At 34.9% G+C, this 22,478-nt stretch carries 23 protein-coding genes; 3 read left to right on the forward strand and 20 right to left on the reverse strand.

Annotated features, from left to right (window positions below):
• Positions 1 to 80: 80 nt before the first annotated feature.
• From dnaK to gpr, 7 genes are all read right to left on the reverse strand, one after another.
• On the reverse strand, positions 81 to 1,910 hold the full coding sequence (gene dnaK / locus NiCM35_RS18785) for a molecular chaperone DnaK (RefSeq protein WP_095334249.1): 1,830 nt from the start codon (positions 1,908 to 1,910) through the stop codon (positions 81 to 83).
• A gap of 34 nt (positions 1,911 to 1,944) precedes the next feature.
• Positions 1,945 to 2,547, reverse strand: coding sequence for a nucleotide exchange factor GrpE (gene grpE, locus NiCM35_RS18790; RefSeq protein WP_275068604.1), 603 nt, complete (start codon positions 2,545 to 2,547; stop codon positions 1,945 to 1,947).
• A 124-nt stretch (positions 2,548 to 2,671) separates the two neighbouring features.
• Complete coding sequence (gene hrcA, locus NiCM35_RS18795; protein WP_433780512.1) at positions 2,672 to 3,700, reverse strand: heat-inducible transcriptional repressor HrcA; 1,029 nt, start codon at positions 3,698 to 3,700, stop codon at positions 2,672 to 2,674.
• 153 nt (positions 3,701 to 3,853) lie between these two features.
• The gene (gene hemW / locus NiCM35_RS18800) at positions 3,854 to 4,996 is read right to left on the reverse strand and encodes a radical SAM family heme chaperone HemW (RefSeq protein ID WP_095334253.1); all 1,143 of its coding nucleotides are present in this window, start codon (positions 4,994 to 4,996) and stop codon (positions 3,854 to 3,856) included.
• 180 nt (positions 4,997 to 5,176) lie between these two features.
• Positions 5,177 to 7,012: a translation elongation factor 4 gene (gene lepA, locus NiCM35_RS18805; RefSeq protein WP_123257994.1), complete on the reverse strand. Its 1,836-nt coding sequence runs from the start codon at positions 7,010 to 7,012 to the stop codon at positions 5,177 to 5,179.
• Between the two features lie 102 nt (positions 7,013 to 7,114).
• Positions 7,115 to 7,462, reverse strand: a complete 348-nt coding sequence (locus NiCM35_RS18810) for a DUF3679 domain-containing protein (protein WP_095334257.1) — start codon at positions 7,460 to 7,462, stop codon at positions 7,115 to 7,117.
• A 116-nt stretch (positions 7,463 to 7,578) separates the two neighbouring features.
• Entirely contained in the window at positions 7,579 to 8,700 is a 1,122-nt protein-coding gene (gene gpr / locus NiCM35_RS18815) for a GPR endopeptidase (RefSeq protein WP_095334259.1), read from the reverse strand.
• A gap of 208 nt (positions 8,701 to 8,908) precedes the next feature.
• Between gpr and rpsT the strand changes: the two genes are divergently transcribed.
• A complete protein-coding gene (rpsT, locus tag NiCM35_RS18820; protein ID WP_016202952.1) occupies positions 8,909 to 9,175 on the forward strand; it encodes a 30S ribosomal protein S20 in 267 nt (88 codons plus the stop codon).
• A 200-nt stretch (positions 9,176 to 9,375) separates the two neighbouring features.
• On the opposite strand, the gene holA is transcribed toward rpsT, so the two are convergent.
• The 4 genes from holA to NiCM35_RS18840 all read right to left on the reverse strand — a co-directional run bounded on the left by holA (position 9,376) and on the right by NiCM35_RS18840 (position 14,611).
• On the reverse strand, positions 9,376 to 10,398 hold the full coding sequence (gene holA / locus NiCM35_RS18825) for a DNA polymerase III subunit delta (RefSeq protein ID WP_095334261.1): 1,023 nt from the start codon (positions 10,396 to 10,398) through the stop codon (positions 9,376 to 9,378).
• A gap of 461 nt (positions 10,399 to 10,859) precedes the next feature.
• A complete protein-coding gene (locus tag NiCM35_RS18830; RefSeq protein ID WP_095334263.1) occupies positions 10,860 to 13,190 on the reverse strand; it encodes a DNA internalization-related competence protein ComEC/Rec2 in 2,331 nt (776 codons plus the stop codon).
• A gap of 48 nt (positions 13,191 to 13,238) precedes the next feature.
• Entirely contained in the window at positions 13,239 to 13,817 is a 579-nt protein-coding gene (locus NiCM35_RS18835) for a ComE operon protein 2 (RefSeq protein ID WP_095334265.1), read from the reverse strand.
• Positions 13,818 to 13,975: 158 nt separating this feature from the next.
• Positions 13,976 to 14,611 (reverse strand): helix-hairpin-helix domain-containing protein, encoded by a 636-nt coding sequence (locus tag NiCM35_RS18840; protein WP_123257995.1) that lies wholly within the window; start codon positions 14,609 to 14,611, stop codon positions 13,976 to 13,978.
• Positions 14,612 to 14,699: 88 nt separating this feature from the next.
• On the opposite strand from NiCM35_RS18840, the gene comER reads away from it, so the two are divergent.
• Positions 14,700 to 15,533 (forward strand): late competence protein ComER, encoded by an 834-nt coding sequence (comER, locus tag NiCM35_RS18845; protein WP_123257996.1) that lies wholly within the window; start codon positions 14,700 to 14,702, stop codon positions 15,531 to 15,533.
• Positions 15,534 to 15,768: 235 nt separating this feature from the next.
• Here the strand turns inward: comER and NiCM35_RS18850 are convergent, their stop codons facing one another.
• The 8 genes from NiCM35_RS18850 to NiCM35_RS18885 are packed head-to-tail and all read right to left on the reverse strand — an operon-like array spanning position 15,769 to position 20,827.
• Positions 15,769 to 16,515, reverse strand: a complete 747-nt coding sequence (locus tag NiCM35_RS18850) for a class I SAM-dependent DNA methyltransferase (protein ID WP_123257997.1) — start codon at positions 16,513 to 16,515, stop codon at positions 15,769 to 15,771.
• A complete protein-coding gene (gene rsfS / locus NiCM35_RS18855) occupies positions 16,512 to 16,868 on the reverse strand; it encodes a ribosome silencing factor (RefSeq protein WP_095334273.1) in 357 nt (118 codons plus the stop codon). Before rsfS ends, NiCM35_RS18850 begins: the two co-directional genes overlap by 4 nt.
• Complete coding sequence (gene yqeK, locus NiCM35_RS18860; RefSeq protein ID WP_095334274.1) at positions 16,869 to 17,438, reverse strand: bis(5'-nucleosyl)-tetraphosphatase (symmetrical) YqeK; 570 nt, start codon at positions 17,436 to 17,438, stop codon at positions 16,869 to 16,871.
• Positions 17,428 to 17,997 (reverse strand): nicotinate-nucleotide adenylyltransferase, encoded by a 570-nt coding sequence (locus NiCM35_RS18865; protein ID WP_095334276.1) that lies wholly within the window; start codon positions 17,995 to 17,997, stop codon positions 17,428 to 17,430. Before NiCM35_RS18865 ends, yqeK begins: the two co-directional genes overlap by 11 nt.
• A 22-nt stretch (positions 17,998 to 18,019) precedes the next feature.
• Positions 18,020 to 18,313, reverse strand: coding sequence for a ribosome assembly RNA-binding protein YhbY (yhbY, locus tag NiCM35_RS18870; protein ID WP_016202941.1), 294 nt, complete (start codon positions 18,311 to 18,313; stop codon positions 18,020 to 18,022).
• Positions 18,307 to 19,143, reverse strand: coding sequence for a shikimate dehydrogenase (aroE, locus tag NiCM35_RS18875; protein WP_123257998.1), 837 nt, complete (start codon positions 19,141 to 19,143; stop codon positions 18,307 to 18,309). Before aroE ends, yhbY begins: the two co-directional genes overlap by 7 nt.
• A 43-nt stretch (positions 19,144 to 19,186) precedes the next feature.
• On the reverse strand, positions 19,187 to 20,290 hold the full coding sequence (gene yqeH / locus NiCM35_RS18880; protein ID WP_123257999.1) for a ribosome biogenesis GTPase YqeH: 1,104 nt from the start codon (positions 20,288 to 20,290) through the stop codon (positions 19,187 to 19,189).
• Positions 20,291 to 20,293: 3 nt separating this feature from the next.
• Complete coding sequence (locus NiCM35_RS18885) at positions 20,294 to 20,827, reverse strand: YqeG family HAD IIIA-type phosphatase (protein WP_328588029.1); 534 nt, start codon at positions 20,825 to 20,827, stop codon at positions 20,294 to 20,296.
• A 569-nt stretch (positions 20,828 to 21,396) separates the two neighbouring features.
• Between NiCM35_RS18885 and NiCM35_RS18890 the strand changes: the two genes are divergently transcribed.
• A complete protein-coding gene (locus NiCM35_RS18890) occupies positions 21,397 to 21,537 on the forward strand; it encodes a sporulation histidine kinase inhibitor Sda (protein ID WP_016202937.1) in 141 nt (46 codons plus the stop codon).
• Between the two features lie 68 nt (positions 21,538 to 21,605).
• Here the strand turns inward: NiCM35_RS18890 and NiCM35_RS18895 are convergent, their stop codons facing one another.
• A complete protein-coding gene (locus NiCM35_RS18895) occupies positions 21,606 to 22,412 on the reverse strand; it encodes a phosphatidylserine decarboxylase (protein ID WP_095334283.1) in 807 nt (268 codons plus the stop codon).
• Positions 22,413 to 22,478 lie beyond the last annotated feature (66 nt).

The following is a 22,478-nucleotide window of genomic DNA, read 5'->3' on the forward strand; positions in this document are numbered from 1 at the left end:
AACTTCCGATTGAAAAGAAAAGTCAAAGTCAAGATAACCTGACTTTGACTTTTCGCTAGACGTATATGGTTTTATTTCTTTTATTTATCGTCTTTTACTTCTTCAAACTCTGCATCAACTACGTTGTCATCTTTATCAGATGCACCGCCGTCTGCACCTTGTGCAGCTTGGGCCGCTTGTGCTGCTTCTTCATATAATTTCATAGAAAGAGCTTGAACGATTTCTTGAAGAGCGTCTTTTTTCGCACGAATTTCTTCTAATTCGTTTTTCTCGATAGCAGCTTTTAAAGCATCTTTTGCTTCATTTGCTTTGGCAACTTCACTTTCGTCCACTTTACCTTCTAAGTCTTTTAACGTTTTTTCAGTAGTGAAAACTAATTGATCTGCTTCATTTCTTAGTTCCACTTCTTCTTTACGCTTTTTATCAGCTTCAGCATTTTCTTCTGCTTCTCTTACCATTTTATCGATTTCTTCGTCTGATAAGCCTGTAGAAGATTTAATCGTAATTGTTTGTTCTTTATTTGTACCAAGATCCTTCGCACGAACATTTACAATACCATTTTTATCGATATCAAATGAAACTTCGATTTGCGGAATTCCACGTGGTGCAGGTGGAATATCAGCTAATTGGAAGCGGCCTAATGTTTTGTTATCCGCAGCCATTGGGCGTTCCCCTTGAAGTACATGAATATCTACAGCTGTTTGGTTATCAGCAGCAGTTGAGAATACTTGTGATTTAGAGGTAGGGATTGTTGTATTACGTTCGATTAACTTTGTAAATACCCCACCCATTGTTTCAATTCCTAATGATAGTGGTGTTACGTCTAAAAGAACAACGTCTTTTACATCACCAGTAATTACACCACCTTGGATAGCTGCACCCATTGCAACTACTTCATCAGGGTTTACTCCTCTATGCGGCTCTTTACCGATTTCTTTTTTGATTGCTTCTTGAACCGCAGGGATACGAGTTGATCCACCTACAAGGATTACTTTGTCAATTTCAGATGCATTTAGACCAGCATCTTTAAGCGCTTGACGAGTTGGTCCCATTGTACGTTCAACTAATGAAGCAGAAATTTCTTCGAATTTAGCACGAGATAAAGTTACTTCTAAGTGAAGTGGTCCAGCTTCTCCAGCTGTGATAAATGGTAAAGAAATTTGTGTAGAAGCTACACCAGAAAGATCTTTTTTCGCTTTCTCGGCAGCATCTTTTAAACGTTGTAGAGCCATTTTATCTTTGCTTAGATCGATGCCATTTTCTTTTTTAAATTGCTCTACTAAATAATCGATGATTACTTGGTCAAAATCATCTCCACCAAGACGGTTATCACCAGCAGTAGATTTTACTTCAAATACGCCGTCTCCTAGTTCAAGGATAGATACGTCAAAAGTACCTCCACCTAGGTCATATACTAAGATAGTTTGATCTTCGTCTGTTTTATCTAAACCATATGCTAATGCTGCAGCTGTTGGTTCGTTAATAATACGTTCTACTTCTAAACCAGCAATTTTACCAGCATCTTTCGTAGCTTGGCGTTCTGCATCATTAAAGTATGCAGGCACTGTAATAACTGCTTTCGTTACTTTTTCTCCTAAGTATTCTTCTGCATAGCCTTTTAGGTATTGAAGAATAATCGCAGAAACTTCTTGTGGAGAGTAGTTTTTGCCTTCTACTTCTACTTTATAGTCCGTACCCATATGACGTTTAATAGACATAATAGTGTTTGGGTTTGTAATAGATTGACGTTTAGCAACTTCCCCTACTTGGCGTTCTCCGTTTTTGAATGCTACTACAGATGGAGATGTTCTATTGCCTTCTGGATTTGGGATAACTTTTGGTTCTCCACCTTCAAGTACAGCAACACAAGAGTTTGTTGTACCTAAATCAATTCCAATAATTTTACTCATGGAAATTTCCCTCCTATTTTTTAATATGTAACGCTTATTGACTTACTTTAACCATTGCAGGTCTAATGACTCTGTCTTTAAGCTTATACCCTTTTTGGAACTCATCTACCACAATATTTGAATCCGTTCCTTCGACTTCTTCTTGCATTACTGCTTGATGAAGATGTGGATCAAATTCTTTTCCAACTGCTTCGATAGCCTCTACACCTTCTTTTTTAAGAGCATCAAGGATTCCGCGATAAACCATTTCAACACCTGTGTATAAACTTTGTGTTTGTTCATCTACTGCCTCAATTTTTAATGCTCTTTCCAAATTATCGATGCTTGGTAATAAGTCCATGACAAGACTTTGCGCTCTGTATGTTTGAGCCGCTTCCATATCGAGCCTTGATCTGCGGCGTGAATTATCAAAATCAGCCTGCAAGCGAAGATAACGATTAGATTCTTCTTCTAATTTAGCTTCTAGCTCTGCAATTTTATCATTAGCAGCTTTTAATTCTTCAGCTACATTTCCCTCATTGGAAGGAGACGCTTCTGCCTCTTCGAAAACTTCTTCAACTGTTTCTTCGACTTTAACGTCTTCTTGTGCTGCTTGTTGTTCCATCTCTGCATTGTTCGTTGCTTTTTCTTCTGCCAACTTGTTCACCTCCCTTAAAGGATTATTTACATAAAGACGGGACAGATTGGCAAATAGAAATTCACCAACCTTCTCTTTACTTACTTTAGACCTTCAATCCACACTTTTAAATATTCCACAGAAGTTACTTTTGATACAAATTAGTGAGTACTTTTGTCAGGTCATTCGATAATATATTTAATAAGCTCACAACTCTTGAATATTCCATTCTTGTTGGGCCAAGAATCGCAATCGATCCAATTTGCTCATTCCCAATCCGATAAGAAGCAGAGATAATACTGCAATTTTCCATTGCCGTATTATTATTTTCTCTCCCGATTTTAATACTAATATCGGATGAGTTATTACGAATGAGCTCTGGTATTCCATCCTCTTTTTCAATCATATTTAACAAATTTCTTATTTTTGTAATATCATGAAATTCAGGCTGTCTCAAAATATTTGTCTTGCCACCAAAAAATAACTTTTCATGGGTATCGATTTTCACGGTTTCAGAAAGAGAGTTGATAAAATACTCATAATTGCTAATATGCTGTTTCAATAAGGTAGCGACTTCCTTATAGATTTTATTATGAAGCTTATCAATCGGCACACCCGTTAACCGGTCATTTAAAATATTTACTAGTTTCTCTATTTCCCCTGCGTGAACAGAATCTGGCAAGTGAAACATTCTGTTTTCCACATGTCCTGAGTCTGTCACAATAATAGCAATGGCCGTATGGTTGTTTAAAGGAACAATTTGAATCTTCTTCAATTTATTTTCTTTAACGGCAGGCCCAAGGACAATAGTAGTATAATTTGTTAAATCAGACAATATTTTAGCAGATTTTTGTACAATATTTTCTAATTCGTATATTTTTTCTGCAAACAGTGAGTTAATTCTCAATATTTCTGAACGCTTTAATTTCTGTGGTGATAAAAGATGATCAACATAAAAACGATAACCCTTCTCTGAAGGAACACGCCCAGAAGAAGAGTGGTTTTTTTCGATAAAACCAGATTCCTCTAAATCTGCCATCTCATTGCGAATAGTGGCGGAGCTAAATGTAATGTTTTCTTTCTTTGATAAGCTCCTTGAGCCTACTGGTTGTGCTGTTGAAATAAAATCATCAATAATCACCTGCAATATTAATAATTGACGATCAGTTAACACATTAATCACCTCTGTTAGCACTCTTTATTAACGAGTGCTAAATCTATATATAAAGTAGCAAAAACAAAGGGGCTGTGTCAATAATTTGCACCTTATTTCTATAAGAAATTTTTCCCTTCTCGTATACTACTTCATGACAAACCTAGATTATGATTATTCAAGAACTCCGATAAAGGATTGAAACACTTCATTCCCTAAAAATCTGCCTTTATGTGTTAATTTTAAATAATCACTTTCTATTTCAATAAGCTCTCTGCTTATTAGCTTGTTTATTTCCTTATCAAATAGCTCTAATACATTTTCATTATATTTTTGTTCAAATGAAGATAAACTTACTCCTTTATTTTCCCTTAACCCAAGGAATAATTCCTCTTCCATTTGTTCTATAACGGTTACCTTATGTTCATGCATAATCGGAAACTCACCTTGCTCTAAAGGCTGCATGTATTTCTTTAAAGGTCCATAATTAGAATAGCGATTCCCATGTACATAACCATGGGATCCAGCTCCAAACCCAAAGTACTCTTCATTATTCCAGTATGTGAGATTATGCCGACTTTCGAATCCAGGCTTCGCAAAATTACTAATTTCGTATTGCTGAAAACCATGTCTTGCCATCTCGTCCATTAAGACGCTGTACATACCTGCTTCCACATCTTCTCCAGGTGTAGGTAGTTTTCCTTTTCTCATTAAGTTATAAAAGACAGTTTTAGGCTCTATAATTAAAGAATATCCTGAATAATGCTGAATATCTAATGTAAATGCTGTCTTTAATGTTTCTTGAAAGTCTTCTAACGTTTGACCTGGTAAACTATAAATTAAGTCTACACTGATATTATTAAAACCGATTTTTTTAGCTGCTTCAATGGATGAAAACACATCTTCCGCCTTATGCGTTCTCCCAATTCTCTTTAGTAGCTCATTATTAAAAGACTGTACTCCAAAGCTAAGACGATTCACGCCTCCTTCATACAAAGCTTTTAATTTATCTTCTGTTAAATCACCAGGATTGGCTTCAAACGTATATTCTTGCTCTGGACGAAGCTTAAGTTCTTTATTCACCATTCCACAAAGTCGTTCTAATTGGGAAGCTGATAAGCTTGTTGGTGTACCTCCTCCGACAAAAATCGTTGACAGCTCTTGTTGTCCATATTTTTCAATGGTCAGCTTCATCTCTTTCTCTAAAGAGTCTAAGTATTCATCAACTGGCTGTCCTTTTAAAAATACTTTATTAAAATCGCAATAGTGACAAATATGTTCACAAAATGGAATATGGATATATGCTGCTTGTATCAATTTTTCACAACCTTTAAATTAATTAAACTATATTAACCAATAAGTTTCTCCTACTTGTTTCAATAAAAATAAGAAAAGAGGTTGATACCTACCTGGCATCTACCCCTTTACTTATAGCAGTCCATGTTGCGATTAGCAAGTTTCTTGCATAATGACCATGCAATGCTTTTATTGTCATTTTTACTTTTTCGTATTATTGTCGTCCATACGTAATACAGCCATAAACGCTTCTTGCGGTACTTCAACCGAACCAACTTGTTTCATTCGTTTTTTCCCTTCTTTTTGCTTCTCTAGCAATTTACGTTTACGAGAAATATCTCCACCATAACATTTAGCCAATACATTCTTGCGCATCGCCTTAATAGTAGAACGAGCAACAATCTTTTGCCCAATTGCAGCTTGGATCGGCACTTCAAATTGCTGACGCGGAATAAGCTCTTTTAATTTCTCTACAATAACTTTTCCTCTTTCATAAGCAAAATCCTTATGAACGATGAAGCTAAGTGCATCTACTTGTTCTGCATTTAACAGAATATCCATTTTAACCAACGTCGATGTTTTATAGCCAATTAGTTCATAATCAAAAGACGCATATCCTCTTGTATTTGATTTCAATTGGTCAAAGAAATCATAAACAATTTCCGATAAAGGAATTTCATACGTTATTTTAACGCGAGTCTCATCCATATATTGCATATCGATGAAGACACCTCTCTTTTGCTGGCATAATTCCATAATCGCACCAACATATTCATTTGGGGCCATCATCGTTGCTTTTACATATGGTTCTTCGATTCTGTCAATTTTTTGAGGATCAGGCATTGCTGATGGATTATCTACTTTTATTTCTGTTCCATCTGTCAAAATAACATCATAAATAACACTTGGTGCAGTAGTAATTAGGTCAATTTTAAATTCGCGCTCGATGCGCTCTTGAATAATTTCCATATGAAGCAAACCTAGGAAACCACAACGGAAACCAAATCCTAATGCTTGCGATGTCTCTGGTTCAAATTGTAACGCAGAATCATTAAGCTCTAATTTTTCCAATGCTTCACGTAAATCATTAAACTTTGCACTATCTATTGGATATAAACCACAATAAACCATTGGATTTAGCTTACGGTAGCCAGGCAGTGCTTCTGTTGCACCGTTCTTCGCATTAGTGATAGTATCACCTACTCGAGTATCGCCAACATTTTTAATTGCTGCTGTTAAGAATCCTACGTCCCCAACAGATAAATGATCGGCATTAACTGCTTTTGGTGTAAACACACCTACTTCAATAACTTCAAATTCTTTTCCTGTTGCCATCATTTTGATTTTGTCACCAGGTTTAACTGTTCCATCGACTACTCGAATATAAGTAACAACACCACGATAAGCATCATATAAACTATCAAAAATAAGTGCCTTTAATGGTGCTTCTGGATCTCCTTGTGGTGCAGGAACCTTTTCTACGACTTGTTCGAGGATATCTTCTATCCCAATACCAGCCTTCGCAGAAGCCAGCACTGCTTCAGAAGCATCTAACCCTATAACATCTTCAATTTCATTTCTAACCCTTTCAGGATCAGCACTTGGTAGGTCAATTTTATTAATAACTGGAACAATTTCCAAATCATTATCAATCGCTAAATAAACGTTAGCCAATGTTTGAGCTTCAATTCCTTGAGCGGCATCAACTACTAATACAGCCCCTTCACAAGCAGCCAAGCTTCGAGATACTTCATATGTAAAATCCACGTGTCCCGGTGTGTCAATGAGATGTAATGTATAAATTTCTCCATCTTTTGCTTGATATTTTAATTGGACGGAATTTAGTTTAATCGTGATTCCGCGTTCTCTTTCTAAATCCATTGAATCTAAAAGCTGATCTTTCATCTCACGTGCTGTGAGTGCATTTGTTTTTTCTAATATTCTATCAGCGAGGGTTGATTTCCCATGATCTATATGTGCAATAATAGAAAAATTTCTAATTTTTGATTGTCTCTTTAACATCTCTTCTCTGTTCATTTAGTTCACTCCTACAATAATCGCGCATGTACACTATTTTTGATTATAGCAGTGTGAAGAATAAGATTCAACGAAAAGTAAAATGATTTACTAAACAGTCTTCTATTTTTCTTTTTCTTCCATTATATCTCCAACGAGATTGACTCCTTTTTCTGCTACAGAAGATATCGTATCTGCTACTCCTTTTCCGATGCTAGACAATAAATTAAAAGCTTTCATTTCCTCTAATTGCTGTTTCTTTTCATCCAGATCATGACTAGTAATATTTTCTCCAAGGACAGATGCTTCTAAATTTCCATTCTCCTTATTTATGGCTACAGCACTTTGGAATCCCTCATCTTCATACCCTTTCATTTTATGAATTCCACTATTTGCTTGCTGCATGCCAAATAATACACAAATAAACATCAACAAAACAATTCCGACAGCACCTAATGTATATAGTTTCAACTTGATCAATCTCCTTTATTTTCAGTACCAAGTTTGTATTTTCCAAAACTATCATCCCTAGTAACTCTATTGAAATATATGAAGTAACTAGGAATGGTAGAACCCTTTTAATAAATTTAGTGGGTATTGTACCCTACATTCTCTTGATTGATCGCTGAATGAAGCGCCGCATTTAAGCCATTTGCAAGTAAATTCGCCATGTCTTCTATAAAGACATCGACCTCTTTAGGCGTTACCATTAAGTTATGACCAATTGGTGATAATACTTCATAGATTAGCTTTCTCTTTTCTTCCTCAGGCAATGTTCCAACAATACCTAGAAATGTCTTACGATGCTGCTCTTCTGGTAAATCTTCATCCGTTAATTTTCTTTGTTCACCAAAGGTCAAGCCAGCTGGCGCCAAAGCTCTCGATGGTTTATTTCCTTCTCTTAGCTCCTTGCCAAAATGCTTTAATATATAATCAATTGTGTCACTTGTAATAGACACAGCATCTACGACAGTTGGTACACCGATAGCAATTACTGGTCTGCCTAGCGTTTCTTTACTTAGTTCCTTCCGTTTATTACCTACACCAGAGCCAGGATGGATACCTGTATCGGAAACTTGAATCGTAGAATTCACACGATCAATAGAGCGGGATGCAAGAGCATCAATAACAATCACAAAATCAGGATTTGTTTTCTCGACAACCCCTTTTATAATGTCACTTGTTTCGATTCCTGTTAACCCCATCACACCAGGGGCTAAGCTTGATACCGGTCGATAGCCCTCTTCCACACTTTCTGGCTGCAATTCATATAAATGTCTCGTTACTAGTATATTCTCACAAACCTGGGGTCCTAATGCGTCAGGAGTGACATTCCAGTTCCCAAGACCAACTAATAAACAAGAAGCATCCTCTTTTATATCGCTCTGCTTTAAAAATTGAGAAAACTCTTTTGCAAATACTTGCTCTACCTTTTCTTGCAATTTAGTATCTTGCTGTCGAATACCTAACACTTCTATCGTTAAATATTTCCCTTGTTTTTTCCCGATTAGTTCTTCGCCCTTTTTGGTGACCTCCACATAGGACATCTTAATACCATTTTCTTCTTTCTCCTTGATAATTACCCCATCGAGACGTGACTGATCTTGTTCATTTTGAACAAGCCCTTGATTATGTAAAGCTAAATCTTTTGCTTCAATTGCCAAATCTGTTCGTACTGAATACATACTTAAATCTAGTTTTTCCTCCATTGTTATCCCCTTCCTATTCAATTAATCATTTTATTATTACTAGCATTGCCTTTCTCTCAAAAAAAATTCATATTGTGCAATTTGACTGGAGGTATTGCATTATTAGTCCTCGTTTGATAAAATATCACTTGTTCTTTAAGTTTTTTAGGAATGTATATATCGAGTTTAAATAATGAACTTGATGCTTCGTTTTAGGAGGTGAACGTAAATGCCAAATATTAAATCTGCTATTAAACGTGTGAAAACTAGTGAAGCTCGTAACGCTCAAAACACTACAGTTAAATCTGCAATGCGTACTGCTGTTAAAAAGACTGAAGCTGCTATTGCTCTTAATGATACAACTGCTGCAAATGAAAGTTTTGTAGAAGCTGCTAGTAAGTTAGACAAAGCTGCTGCTAAAGGTCTTATTCATAAAAATGCTGCTGCTCGTAAAAAATCTCGTTTAGCTAAAAGAAAAAATGCTTTAAACGCATAATGAGTAAAAAAGACTATCTTCCTGATAGTCTTTTTTTATTTATAAAGCTTGTGCAGACGGATTCCACTAAACATGAATTAAACAGAGAAAAACCTGAACAATTTCATACAGTTGTTCAGGTTAAAAAGTTTTATCGTCACCACACTCAAGACACCTATAGGAACGAGAGGCAGTCCTACCTCATTTAGATTAGATCGCCTTTATACTCCACGTCCTATTTGAAACAGAATCATTTCTATGACCATGTTTTTAGGCATTGTCCCTGTTTTTAATTGATAGTCACCTTCCGCAAATAGACGGATACACTTTGTTAGTTCCTCTTCTGTAAATCGATTAGCTTGTCCAGCTGCCAATTTTACTCGGAATGGATGAACTTTTAAAACACTAGCAATTTGCTGTTGTCCATATCCTTTTTGTGCAAGTCCTTTCACTTGATAAATTAAGCGAAATTGATTCGTAATGATAGATAGAATCTTCAACGGTTCCTCATTTTGTTTTAATAAGTCATAATATATCCGCAAAGCTTCATCTATTTTTTTAGAGATTACTTTATCGACAAGAGAAAAAATATTTTGCTCAAGCGATTTAGCAACTAATTCTTCCACAATCTCTTTCGTAATTAACTTTGAATCTTGGACGTATAAAGCCATCTTATCAATTTCAGTTGTCAAAAGAGACAAATTAGTTCCAGCGAGACTTAAAATAGTATCAAGTCCATCTTCATTTATCTCCACATGATTATATGCAGCACGTTGTTTTAACCATTTCTTTAGTTCTTGTTCATTTAATTTTTTTGCTTCTAAAATAGATGCTGTTGTTTTTAGTTGTTTGGTTATCTTCTTTCTTTCATCTAATTTTTCGTAACTTCCTATAAAAATCATAATTGTAAACGGAGATGGCTCTTTCAAATATTCCTCTAGTTTTTTTACATTATGTTCCACTTTAGACTTAGACTTTTCAGCTGTTAAGAAAAAGGGATTATTTAATACAACAACCTTTCTTTCTCCAAAAAATGGGATTGTCTCTGCATCCTCTATCGCTACTTCTATTGGTGTTTCCTCTAAATCATATGTAGATAAATTAAAATCCTCATCTTCTTCGTTTAATAATGATTGCAATAATAAATATTTTGTTTCATTTATTAGAAAAGACTCAAGCCCATATAATAGATAGACAAAAGAAAAATCTCTATTCTTTATTTTTTTCCATAATTCTTCGATCATTTCTTCTCCCCATTCCCTAAAAAAACCATTGTTCCTTATTTACATAGAAAACTATCCCTAATCAATTATTATATACGAAATTCCTAACAGTTGTCCTTCTTTTCGAAAATTTACATACAGAAAGAAGGTCCTTTCGACATCATCTCTTGTTAACGAAACTCTTTCCTAAAGCTTTGGTTTAAGCTCTAGGAAGATTTATTAGCAGCAAAGAAATGACTATCTTAAGGACCTTCCTTCAATCTATAATGAACGTTACACATTAAGGCCTAGGATACTTAATGTGTAACGGTGCAATTATATTAATAGTGTGCTCCAATGGCTAAATTCTATTTGTGTCAACTCTTGACAACAAAGGAAATCAGTACGATTCATGTCCATATAGGTAAGTATTTTTTATTCCAATCGGATAGGTATTTAGATGACATTTTTCCATTATTATAGCCATTCACTATTGCTATATTCTATGGAATTTGCAATTGAAACGTGCCACCTTTTTCCGAAAAATAAAAAGAAATTCCCCCATTTTCATCTGTTCTGAATACTTTCACTTTATAGTCCTCTAAAATGGTGAGCACATCCATACTGGGATGATGATACCTATTATTTATCCCAACTGATATAACGGCAATTTTCGGTCTAAGCTGCTCTATAAATACACTCGTTGAAGAAGTTTTACTACCATGATGTCCTACCTTTAAAACGTTTATTTCTCTTAAATCCGGATATTTGTTCATAAGTGCTAATTCTCCTTCTTTTTCTAAATCTCCGGTAAATAACCATGTAATACCAGCGATCTTTGCAAAAATGACAATCGAGCTATTATTTTTTGTTAAATTCTCCTTCTCTATTGGTGCTAAAACCATAAAAGACTCCTTCCCCGTACTCCACTTCTGACCTGCTTGCATAAAACGAATGGGGATTCGTTTCTTTTCCACTAATTTTAGTAAGTGCTCTTCTTCCACAGACCAATCTCCTTTCACATTTGGATACATTATCTCTTTTACACGTAATTGTTCAATAATAGCAGTACTTCCTCCTATATGGTCTAAATCACCATGGGTTAAGATTAATTTATCAATTGTACGAATCCCTTTACTTTTTAAAAAGGGGACAACGGTCTTGGCTCCCACTTCATAAGGGTCTTTCCTCTTTTGCCAGTCTTCTTTCGGGAAATTGACAGTACCACCGGTGTCTATTAAATAAGTTCCTTTATTATATGGCAGTTGAATAAGAATGCTGTCCCCTTGCCCAACATCAATAAAAGTAATTTCTCCTTTTGGTGGATAGATATTGTTTAGAAATTGAACACTCAAAAGCAAGAGTGGAAGACAATATAACCACTTTCTTACAGTCTTCGCCAAATTCTCGTATAAATAAAAGAAGATGGGCAGGCTGAGACTATAAGCGCACATAAAAAAGAAGGATGGCCTTCCCAATATAATGGTGCTAAATGGAAAATTCGATAATTTCAACACCAGCTTATCAGATAATAGGATGACAGCATCTAACGGGAAAGAAAAAAAAGAAATAAATGGTGGGAATACAAAGGAAAGGACATAGAGAACAAGTAAGTACGGCAAAACAATTACCGTATAAAAAGGAATAAAAATAAGATTTGCTAGTAAAGATAAGGTGGGAATTTCAAAAAAGTAGTATAGGATAACGGGGATAACAGCATACTCAGAAATAAATGTCAGGAAGAAGTACATTTTAATGGTTGAGGAATGGTATTCTTTAATTAGTGAGGATGAAACAATGAGAAAAAAACAGACGATAAAAGATAATAAAAATCCAACACTAAATAACATTCTTGGTTGAATAAATAAACATACGGTAAAAACTATACTGATTATATCGATCATCGGCAAAGAAGAGGAAGTATAAAATTTATTTATAGCTAAGAGGATAAAAGCAGAAAATACAGCTCTAATTACGGATGGGCTTAGCCCGGTTAAAACTGCATATATTGGTAAAAGCAATAGCAGAATAGTACTAGCTCTTTCTCTCGTTAAACCAACTCGTATTAGTAAAAAATAAACGATACCTATTAAAACGACAACATGGGAACCAGAAATAGCTAGTAGATGAATAATGCCTATACGTTGAAATGCTTTTTGCAGATCTTCCTCCATCATACTACGATCACCAAAAATTAAAGCTTCTGCAATTGGAATTGTTGTTTCTGAAAAATGATTTTCAATCCAAATAGTCCCTTTTTCTCTTAGCTGCTTTAATGATAGAATAATATTTCTTTCTGTCACACAACTGCTTAAATCCAAATTCCCCACTGATACTAGCCAATAAATCGAATTATTTTCCAGGTATTGCTGATAATTAAAACCATTTTCATTTCGCTGAGAAGATGGAAGTGACAAAGATCCCTTAATAGAGCATGTCTTCCCTATCACCCTCTTCGCTTTTAAAAAGGCTTTTTCTTCTTTCGTTTCTATTTTGTAAGAAAGCAGTAGCTTTTCTTTTGTTTGTTTTTCCCTACCTACTACCCGCCACCTATCTCCATCTATCTCAGCTGGTTCTATAAAAGTAACGAAGAAAGAGGAAGTATCCTCCCTTATTTTCGAGCTGTTCCCATGATCATCATAACCTCCTCGAACAAGGAATAAAAGAAATGTACACAGCAGAAAAGCAGCTAATTTCCATCTCCCTTTCTTCATAAAAAGTAACCAGCCTATAAATAAAAAATAGAATATATAGACCAATACCTGTTGTGTATAGGCACACAACAAGCCGAATAAGGCTGATACTGCGAAGTACAATAGCTTTGTTTGAATCATAAATCGCTCCTCACAAGACCGCTGTAGACAGGCAGTAGAGAGGTTTAATTAAATAGACGTTTTTGCGGTAGGTATAATGGAGAATAATTCTGCCGCTCTTTTTTCCAAAGCCTTTGCCTCTACAGAATCTGCATTATTTTCTTTTAATTGTTTTACAAGAGCTTCTACTAATGCCTTTTTCTCCTCTTTTTTCTCCAGCTCTTTTCTTTCCACTTGCACTGTTTCAATATTAGCCTGTTCAAACAACTCTAGCGCATATGGATGATTTTTATAATCCAATTCGTAATAAACTGTTTTAATACCTGCTTGGACAATCGCCTTACAGCATTGAAGACAAGGAAAATGCGTAACATATATATCTGCCCCAGCAGTTGGAACGCCGAATTTAGCACATTGTAAGATAGCATTCATCTCCGCATGGATAGTTCTGACACAATGATTGTCAATTACATAGCAGCCTTCATCAATACAATGAACACCACCAGCGATGCTACCATTGTACCCTCCAGCAATTATCCGTTTATCTCGAACTATTGTTGCCCCCACTGCCAATCTTGTACATGTGCTTCTTAAAGCCAGCAATTCGCTCTGTGCCATAAAATACTCATCCCATGAAATTCTTTCCACTTTCACTTTCACTCCCATACATAAACCGAATTGAGAAAAACTCTAATACTTTTCATTCCTCATTAAGTTTATCGAGAACTATGTCACCAGTCAATTGCGAAAAGGATTTCCATGCGGCACATAAAGCAATCTCTTGCTTTAAATACATATCCCTAGATTTATTTTATCGAAATAAAGGATTCTAATTTTTCATATGTTTTTTCTCCAATTCCACTTATGTTTTTTAAATCCTCTTTTGTAGAAAAACCTCCATTCTGTTCACGATACTCCACAATGGCCGCTGCTTTAGACGGACCCACTCCTGGTAATTCAAGCAATTCCGTTTCACTAGCTTTATTAATATTTACTGTACCTTCATTTGAAGGAACGGAAGTCTCGTTACCAACTGCATTTCCATTAGCTGCTTCCCCCTCTTCTCCTATATAAGGAACATTAATAATCATTTCGTCTGTCACTCTCATTGCAAAATTCACTGCATTTTTTTCTCCATCTTTCAAAATTCCGCCTGCCTTTTCAATCACATCATTCACCCGTTCTCCTTCATTCGCTTCATAAACACCTGGATTCTTAACCGCCCCTTTCACATCTACCAGCATTACGGTAACAGGCGGTTCTTCCTCTAGTGCTTCTTCTGGCTTCTCCTCTAAGTTTCTTTCAGCAAACAAGTTTTCATGGGGAATTTGTTCTTCTTCACTACTCGAGATAAGAATAGGGTAAAAACGATATAGCAATAAAAGTACGATGCCACCTAAACCAAAGAAAATTATTTTCTTATTTTTACGAAGCCAGTCCATGATAACTAATCATCCTTTCAGGTATATTTTGAAATGTTGCTACATATCGTTATATGAGAAAACGCTCAATTTAAGGGGGGAAGGAAAATTGAAAATTGGAATGATTGGTACAGGAAATATGGGGAAAATACTAATAGAATCAATGATTGATGGAAAAGCGGTTTCCCCCGAAGACTTATTTATTTTCAATCGAACAAGAAACAAAGCTTTAGAAATTAAGGAAGAGTATCCTACCATAAATATATGCGATAGCGACATCGAAATAGCAAAAAAAGCAGAGCTTATCTTTTTATGTGTAAAGCCACATGATATGTATGAGGTAGCCCATACTATTTCTCCCGTTTTAACAGAAGAAAAATGCGTTATTTCGATTACTAGTCCAATAAGCCCTGACCAGCTTGATTCTTTATTTAGGTGCTCTGTTGCTCGCATTATACCAAGCATTACCAATAGAGCATTGGCAGGCGTTTCTTTGTTTTCCTTTGGAAGCAATTGTACGGAAGAGTGGAAAAAACAATTAGAAAGTTTGTATGAAAAATTTTCGACACCATTAGAAATTGAAGATGACATTACGAGGGTTGCCTCTGATATAGTAAGTTGCGGACCAGCTTTTTTCAGCTATCTTACCCAAAGATTTATAGAAGGCGCTGTAGATGAAACAGAAATTGATACAGAAACAGCAACAAAATTAGCTAGCGAAATGCTTATTGGCTTAGGAGAATTATTAAAGAAGGGCTATTACACTTTACCTACATTACAGGAAAAGGTATGTGTAAAGGGCGGGATTACAGGCGAAGGAATAAATGTTTTGGAACGTCAAATAGGAGATACTTTTAATCAACTATTTCAAGCAACACAGGCAAAATATGAGGATGATAAGCAATCCCTTAAAAATCTTGTCACATGGCATAAAAATATATAATGCTCCTATTACTTTCTACTTTACCCATTCGAATTCCTTCTCCCTTTTCAAATTTTTCAAAAAAAATTACAAATGGCTGTTTTTAGAATAGGAAAAAGGGAAATGATCCATCCAAGGACCATTTCCCCCTTTCACATTTTCGCCATAAAAAACAATATGTAGGAAGGATGTTTCCAAGTTTTCTCCTAGAAGCATTTATCTTGCAACTGCAAAACTGCTTTACTGAGGAAACATCTCATTTTTTCTTACAATAAAAGAAAATTCGCTCTGCCTTTTCATCTAATATATCTTGAGAAAAATCGGCTTCAACTTTCAATAAAGTAAACCCAGTTTGTTCGAGCCATTCCGAATATTGGTCAACGGAATAAGTTCGTTGAAAATGGAGTTCATCATATCGACGATACATTCCTGAGGCTGCATCTAATTCAAAAAAACTTAAATCATGTTCAACACTATTGGGATATTCTCCTTCATAGCATTGCCATATAAGGCTTAAATCCTCATCATTGACTGTATAGGTTTGATTGATAAATAATTGATTCATTTTATACAAGGAATGCACATCAAATATAAATAAGCCTTTTTCATCTAAATGGGCATAAACACTTTCAAAAGTATTTATGACTTCTTCTTCGGTTCTTAAATAGTTGATGGAATCACAGCAAATACAAATAAGATCGAAAACGGGTAAGCCCTCTAGCTGAGACATATCTTGTTCTATATAAAATACAGATTCTCCTGCTTCCATTGTCTTCGCTTGAGCAACACTTAGCATATCCTCCGATAAATCAATCCCAGTTACATTATAACCAGTCTGTGCCAGCCTAATCGATAACTCTCCTGTTCCACAGGCTAGGTCTAAAAGGTTTGCTCCATTAACTTTATAATCGGCTGCTGCCTTTTTGATAAGCTGTATCCACTTCTCATAAGGTACATCATTCATTAAGCGATCATAAAGATAGGCAAACTGCTCATAACTCATTGACTGATCACACTTTCCACATTTTCCACTGGTGCATCTCCCCAAAGACGCTCTAAATTGTAATAAGTTCTTTCATCGCGGTGAAAGACATGGACAATAATATCTCCTAAATCAACTAAGATCCATTTTGCCTCATTATAACCTTCAAAACGTTTAACCGTAATTCCAAGTTCACCAGACTTTTCTTTAATTTCATTCGCAATAGCCTGTACTTGCTTGTCAGAATTACCATGACAGATTACGAAATAATCAGCAACAAGAGAAATACCTTTCATATTTAGGGCAACAATATTCTCTGCTCTTTTGTCATCAGCTGCCTTTACAGCAGTCCATAATAAAGTACGTTCATCCATTCAATCAACCTCCATTTTTATACAATAACTGTTATATGTTTCAAAGCTTAAAGGAAATACAGCTCGATTATTCCGAATAAGAAACATAATCGTGTTTTTCACCGCTTGCAAAAAAGCTCTTTCTAAACTCACTTCTGCCAATTCTCTTACTTCATCTACCCCTGGAAAAGCTCGGCCAGGTTCAATATAATCGGCTAAATAGACTATTTTTTCTAGCATACTCATTTCAGGTCTTCCTGATGTATGGTATCTAATAGCATCTAATATTTCTCTATCTTTTATTCCGACTTCTTTCTCAACTAAAAAAGCACCAACTGGAGCGTGCCAAAGTTCTGAATGAAATAATAAAAGATTAGGATCCATATTTTGCTGTATGATAATCTTTTTCATTTCATCCTTTGGGCGAAATTTTGCGTAATCGTGAAAAATCGCTGCTATTTCTGCCTTTCTAGCATCTCCACCGTACTTATTCGCTAACTTAATTGCTGTTTCCATTACACCGATTGTATGAATATAACGCTTTTCCGTTATTTGTTCTTTTACTATTTGTAATGCTTCTTCACGATTCATATAGACGATTCTCCTCAATATATCTCTTTACTTCATCTCTGACTAAAAAGGAAATGGTTTCCCCTTCCTTAACCCTTTCACGAATTAAGCTCGAAGAAATATTTATATCAGGAACCTTTACATACTGCACTGGGTAAGCCGTTTCTAGTTGATATTTAGGGCGGTTCACACTTATGAATTGTACAATTTCCATAAGTTCTTGAATTTTATACCATTTTGGCAAATATTCTACCATATCGGCTCCAATTATAAAATAAAAATCATTATCTGGGTAAGCCTCATTTAAAAGCTTCATCGTATCATACGTATAGGATTTCCCCTCTCTGTCTAATTCCATCGTTTCGATGCGAAAAGAGGAAGTGGATTCTATTGATAATTGTAACATTTCTACTCGTTGAGTATTTGTTACCGTCCCTGTTTTTATTTTATGTGGAGGTTCTTGATTTGGCATAAACCATATTTCATCTAATTTTTTTGCGTGCAGTACTTCATTTGCTATAATTAGATGTCCTATATGAGGAGGATCAAACGTCCCTCCCAATATTCCAACTTTTTTCAAAAAAATCGCCTCTTCTACCGACTTATGATGGTAAATTTATCGTTTTATTTTCTTTTGATTCTTTATATAATACAATTGTATTTCCTATAATTTGAACTAGCTCACTTTTTGTTCCATTTACTAATTCACTTGCTACCGTATCTTTATCCTCATCACAGTTTTGCAAAATACTTATCTTTAATAGTTCTCTAACCTCTAATGCCTCACTAATTTGTTTAATCATATTGTCATTAACGCCACCTTTTCCTACTTGGAATATAGGGCTCAAATGGTGTGCTTTTGCTCGTAAAAACCTTTTTTGTTTACCTCTTAACATGATGATCCTCCTAATTGTGTTAAAACATTTTGTCTCATTCTAGCTGTATCTGGGAAAATTCCTTGCCATTTCTCAAACGCTAAAGCTCCTTGATATACAAACATATCAATTCCATTTTGCGTTACAGCGCCTTTGGCTTTTGCATCTTTTAATATTTTTGTTTCTAATGGATTATAGATGATATCACTAACGAATGTGCCCTGCTTCAAATTTCTTACTTGAATAGGCGAAACATCTATCTTTGGTGACATTCCAATGGAAGTTGTTTGGATGATAAGATCATATTCCTCAAGATTTTTGTCCACTGAAGCAACTTCCAGTATATTTGTTACAACTGAAAAAGGACACGCTTCTTTCAGCCTTTCTGCATTTGAAAGCGTACGATTACAAATATCTATATGGTGTACTCCATAATTAGCTAGTGAAAAATAGATTGCTCTTGCGGCACCGCCACTACCAATAATCAATGTTTTTTTCTGCTTCAAGTTAGATAGCTGGTCTAATAGACTTCTTAAATACCCTTCCCCATCCGTATTATACCCAACCCACTTTCCATTTTTACAAACCACCGTATTAACTGCGCCAATCGCTTCACTCAATGGGTCTAGTTCATCCAAAAAGGGAATGATTGCTTGTTTATGGGGGACGGTAACATTAAAGCCATCTATATTACTATCCCTCAAACTTTTTAGTCCCATTTCGAGCCTCTCTGTTTTAATATGCATTTTTTTCATTTCAGCATCCAAACCATAGAAATGAAAAAGATCATTATGCATAACAGGTGACATCGAATGCTGAATTGGATCACCAATTACTGCATAGTTCTTCATAAATAGCTGCTCTCCTTTTCCCCTTGCTTTATTGCAAAACAGATTATATCAACGATTTACGCAACAAGGCATGTACCCCTTTAGGCACATAAACAGAAACTTGAATATTCGGTTCATTAATCGTTATCCAGCCTAAGCCTGAAAACACAATATCTGTTTTTGGTTCTTTTATAGAAAAATCATGCCTTACCAACTCTGGAAAAGCCTCCAAATGCTCTCTGTTGGGAGGTGTCAATAATTCACCTGCATGTTTTTCATACAGCTCATCTGCCTTTTCCAACTTCGTCCGATGGATCGTTATTTCATTAGAGAAATAGCATACAAAGCTACTGCGCTCGCCTTTTACAAAATCAAATCGAGCTAGCCCGCCAAAGAATAATGTTTGTTGATCGTTTAATTGAAAAATTCTCGATTTTATTTCTTTTTTTGGCGTGATAATTTTCAAATCTTTTTTATCAACAAAATGAGCCATTTGATGGTGATTAATAATTCCAGGGGTATCCACTAGGTATTTACCATCCGACAATGGAATTTCAATGATATCTAGCGTTGTACCAGGAAAATGTGATGTTGTAATTACATTTTCTTCTCCAGATACCTCTTTAAGAATTCGATTAATAAAAGTAGATTTCCCTACATTTGTACAGCCCACTACATAAACATCTTTTCCGTTACGATGATATTCAATTGCATCCAGTACTTCTTTAATATTCTTTCCTTTTTCTGCACTGACAAGGTATACATCTTCTGGTCTCAATCCTAAATCCTTTGCTTCTTTTTTCATCCAATTGATAACCTTATGGTGTTTCACCGATTTTGGTAAAAGATCTACTTTATTTCCTATTAGTATTACTTTATTGTTCCCAGTAAAACGATGAAGACCAGGTAACCAGCTTCCATTGAAATCAAAAATATCTACTAATTTTACTATTAGGCTGTCACTTTTCCCTATTTCATTTAGAATCTTTAAAAAATCATCGTCTGTTAAAGAAACATCTTGTACTTCGTTATAATGCTTTAAACGGAAACATCTTTGACAAATAACCTCTTCCTTTTCTAACGAAGAAGAAGGTGCATAACCTAATTCATTCTTATTCTCCGTCTGAATAACTACTCCACAGCCGATACAATGTATTCTTTCTGTCACGTATTAATCCTCCCAAGTTAATTTTCCGTTTCTACGAAACCAATTCAAAATTCTTCTTTCGATTCTACGATTAATTCTAGTCATAAACCCATCTGTTTGCGCAACAGGCACGACTAAAATAGTATGAAATCCACTACGATTCCCGCCAAGAACATCTGTTAATAATTGGTCACCAATTACAACTGTTTCTTCTTTTTTTGTATTCATTTGCATGATAGCTTTTTTAAAAGCACGACCAAGCGGCTTTCTAGCAGCAAAAATAAAAGGAATATGCAACGGGTCAGAAAATGATTTTACTCTTGCTTCTTTATTATTAGAAACAATTGTGACTTTAATGTCATTTCTCTTCATTTCTGCAAACCATTCAATAATTTGAGGAGTCGCAAGCGGGCGATCCCATTCTACTAACGTATTATCTAAATCTGTTATGATGCCTTTTATTCCTTTTTTCTTTAAATCATCTGGGGAAATTTCAAATATATTTTTAACAAACTGATTTGGCAAAAATTGATTTAACACTAAAAAACACCTCTTAATTCTTTCATTTCTATAGTTTAACCAGTTTAACCAGTATGTCTTCCTATTGTTATGGTAACCATTTTTACGATAGAAGAAAATAATATTATACCGTTTTTCTTCTTAAAGAAGATACCATATTCATTCTTTTTTTAATAATAGCAAAATAATTTTCGACAAAATACGCATTTTTCAACATATGTGGATAACATTATACACATAATACCCATTGATTTACATATAGTCCACATAGTTCTCAACAAAATAATCACAGGTTATCCACTGAACGCTGTGGATAAACGAACAGTTGTTCTCTATGTTTATTTTTGTTAAAGTAAGGATACAATATACTATCCAAAAAACTTCCAAGATTAATCCACTAAAAAAAGAAGATTAAAAGTGTTCTCTACATAGCAATTTTTTTACATAGACAAGCTAGTTTTCTGATAAACATTGTCGAATGATACATCTAGTATGCACTTTTTAATCAGCGAATTAAAAAAATCTTATTTCAACACTGAAAACAACTACATTTATATATGTTTTCTATGAAAATCTTCTCATTATATTTGAATGGAGGTGTTTCTGGCATGCGAAAACTGTCAGATGAATTATTGATTGAGTCCTATCATAAAGCAAGGGAATTAAACTTAAGCCCTGAATTTATTCGTCTCATCGAAACAGAGATTCACCGACGTTCTTTAAGCAACAAGATAAAAGTCTCCTCTTAACCCAATAAAAGTAATTATATATTCCATTTGAAAACAGCCTTGTACAAGGCTGTTTTTCTTTTAAACTATTAATTTTTGTATTCATTGCGCTTTTCGAAGCTCTCTCCAATAACCTCTCCTATTTTAACCGGATATGGAATGGAATGAAAGCCTTTCTGTTTAAATGTATTTTTTTCAAATAGTAACACAACAGTTGAGCCAAATGAAAAATAAGCAATTTCCTCTCCCTGAACTACGCGGTCTTTCTTATGGTTTAGGACGATAGAGTTAATAAACATGGCACCAACCTTCACAATACATATCCCGTTTCCTTCCTCTGTCTTTAATTCCGTTATAGACCGATAATTTTTGGAGAGGGTAGATTTCCCCCACTTTAAACCATATTTATTAACAGGATACGATTTATTTCCAAGTGTCCAACGATTTGTTACAGTACCTGTGACAGGACAGTGAATGCGATGATAATGACTTGGGCTTAAATAAAATATTAAATAAGTTCCACCAATATATTTATCCACTGTTTTTTCATCCCCAAGCATTTCATGAATAGAATACGTTTTTCCTTTAACTAAAATAGAGCTATCTTCTCTTACTTCTCCAATATCCTCAATCACTGCATCAACAGGACTAATTATTTCTCTATGATCAGCATGAATATTTCGGCAGTTGGCTTTTAATTTTCTAACAAAAAATTCATGTAAGGATCCGTATTCCTTTAGTTGTTTGTCCATTTCCTCTATATTTATTTTATAAACTTTTGCAAAGGAAGGAATTAAATATCGGCTCCATCTAGAATAAGCAAATTTCTTAATCATATAGGAACTCCATCTTCCATTTGTCAGTTCAATACAAAGTCGATAAATTGTTTCTTTCAATGAAGCAATCCTCCAATAAATAAAAATTTTTCTTTACGAATGATCATATACTAATTAGAATTATAT

Origin of the sequence: Niallia sp. M35 (genome assembly GCF_050971705.1) — a bacterium.
GTDB classification, from domain to species: domain Bacteria; phylum Bacillota; class Bacilli; order Bacillales; family Cytobacillaceae; genus Niallia; species Niallia circulans_A.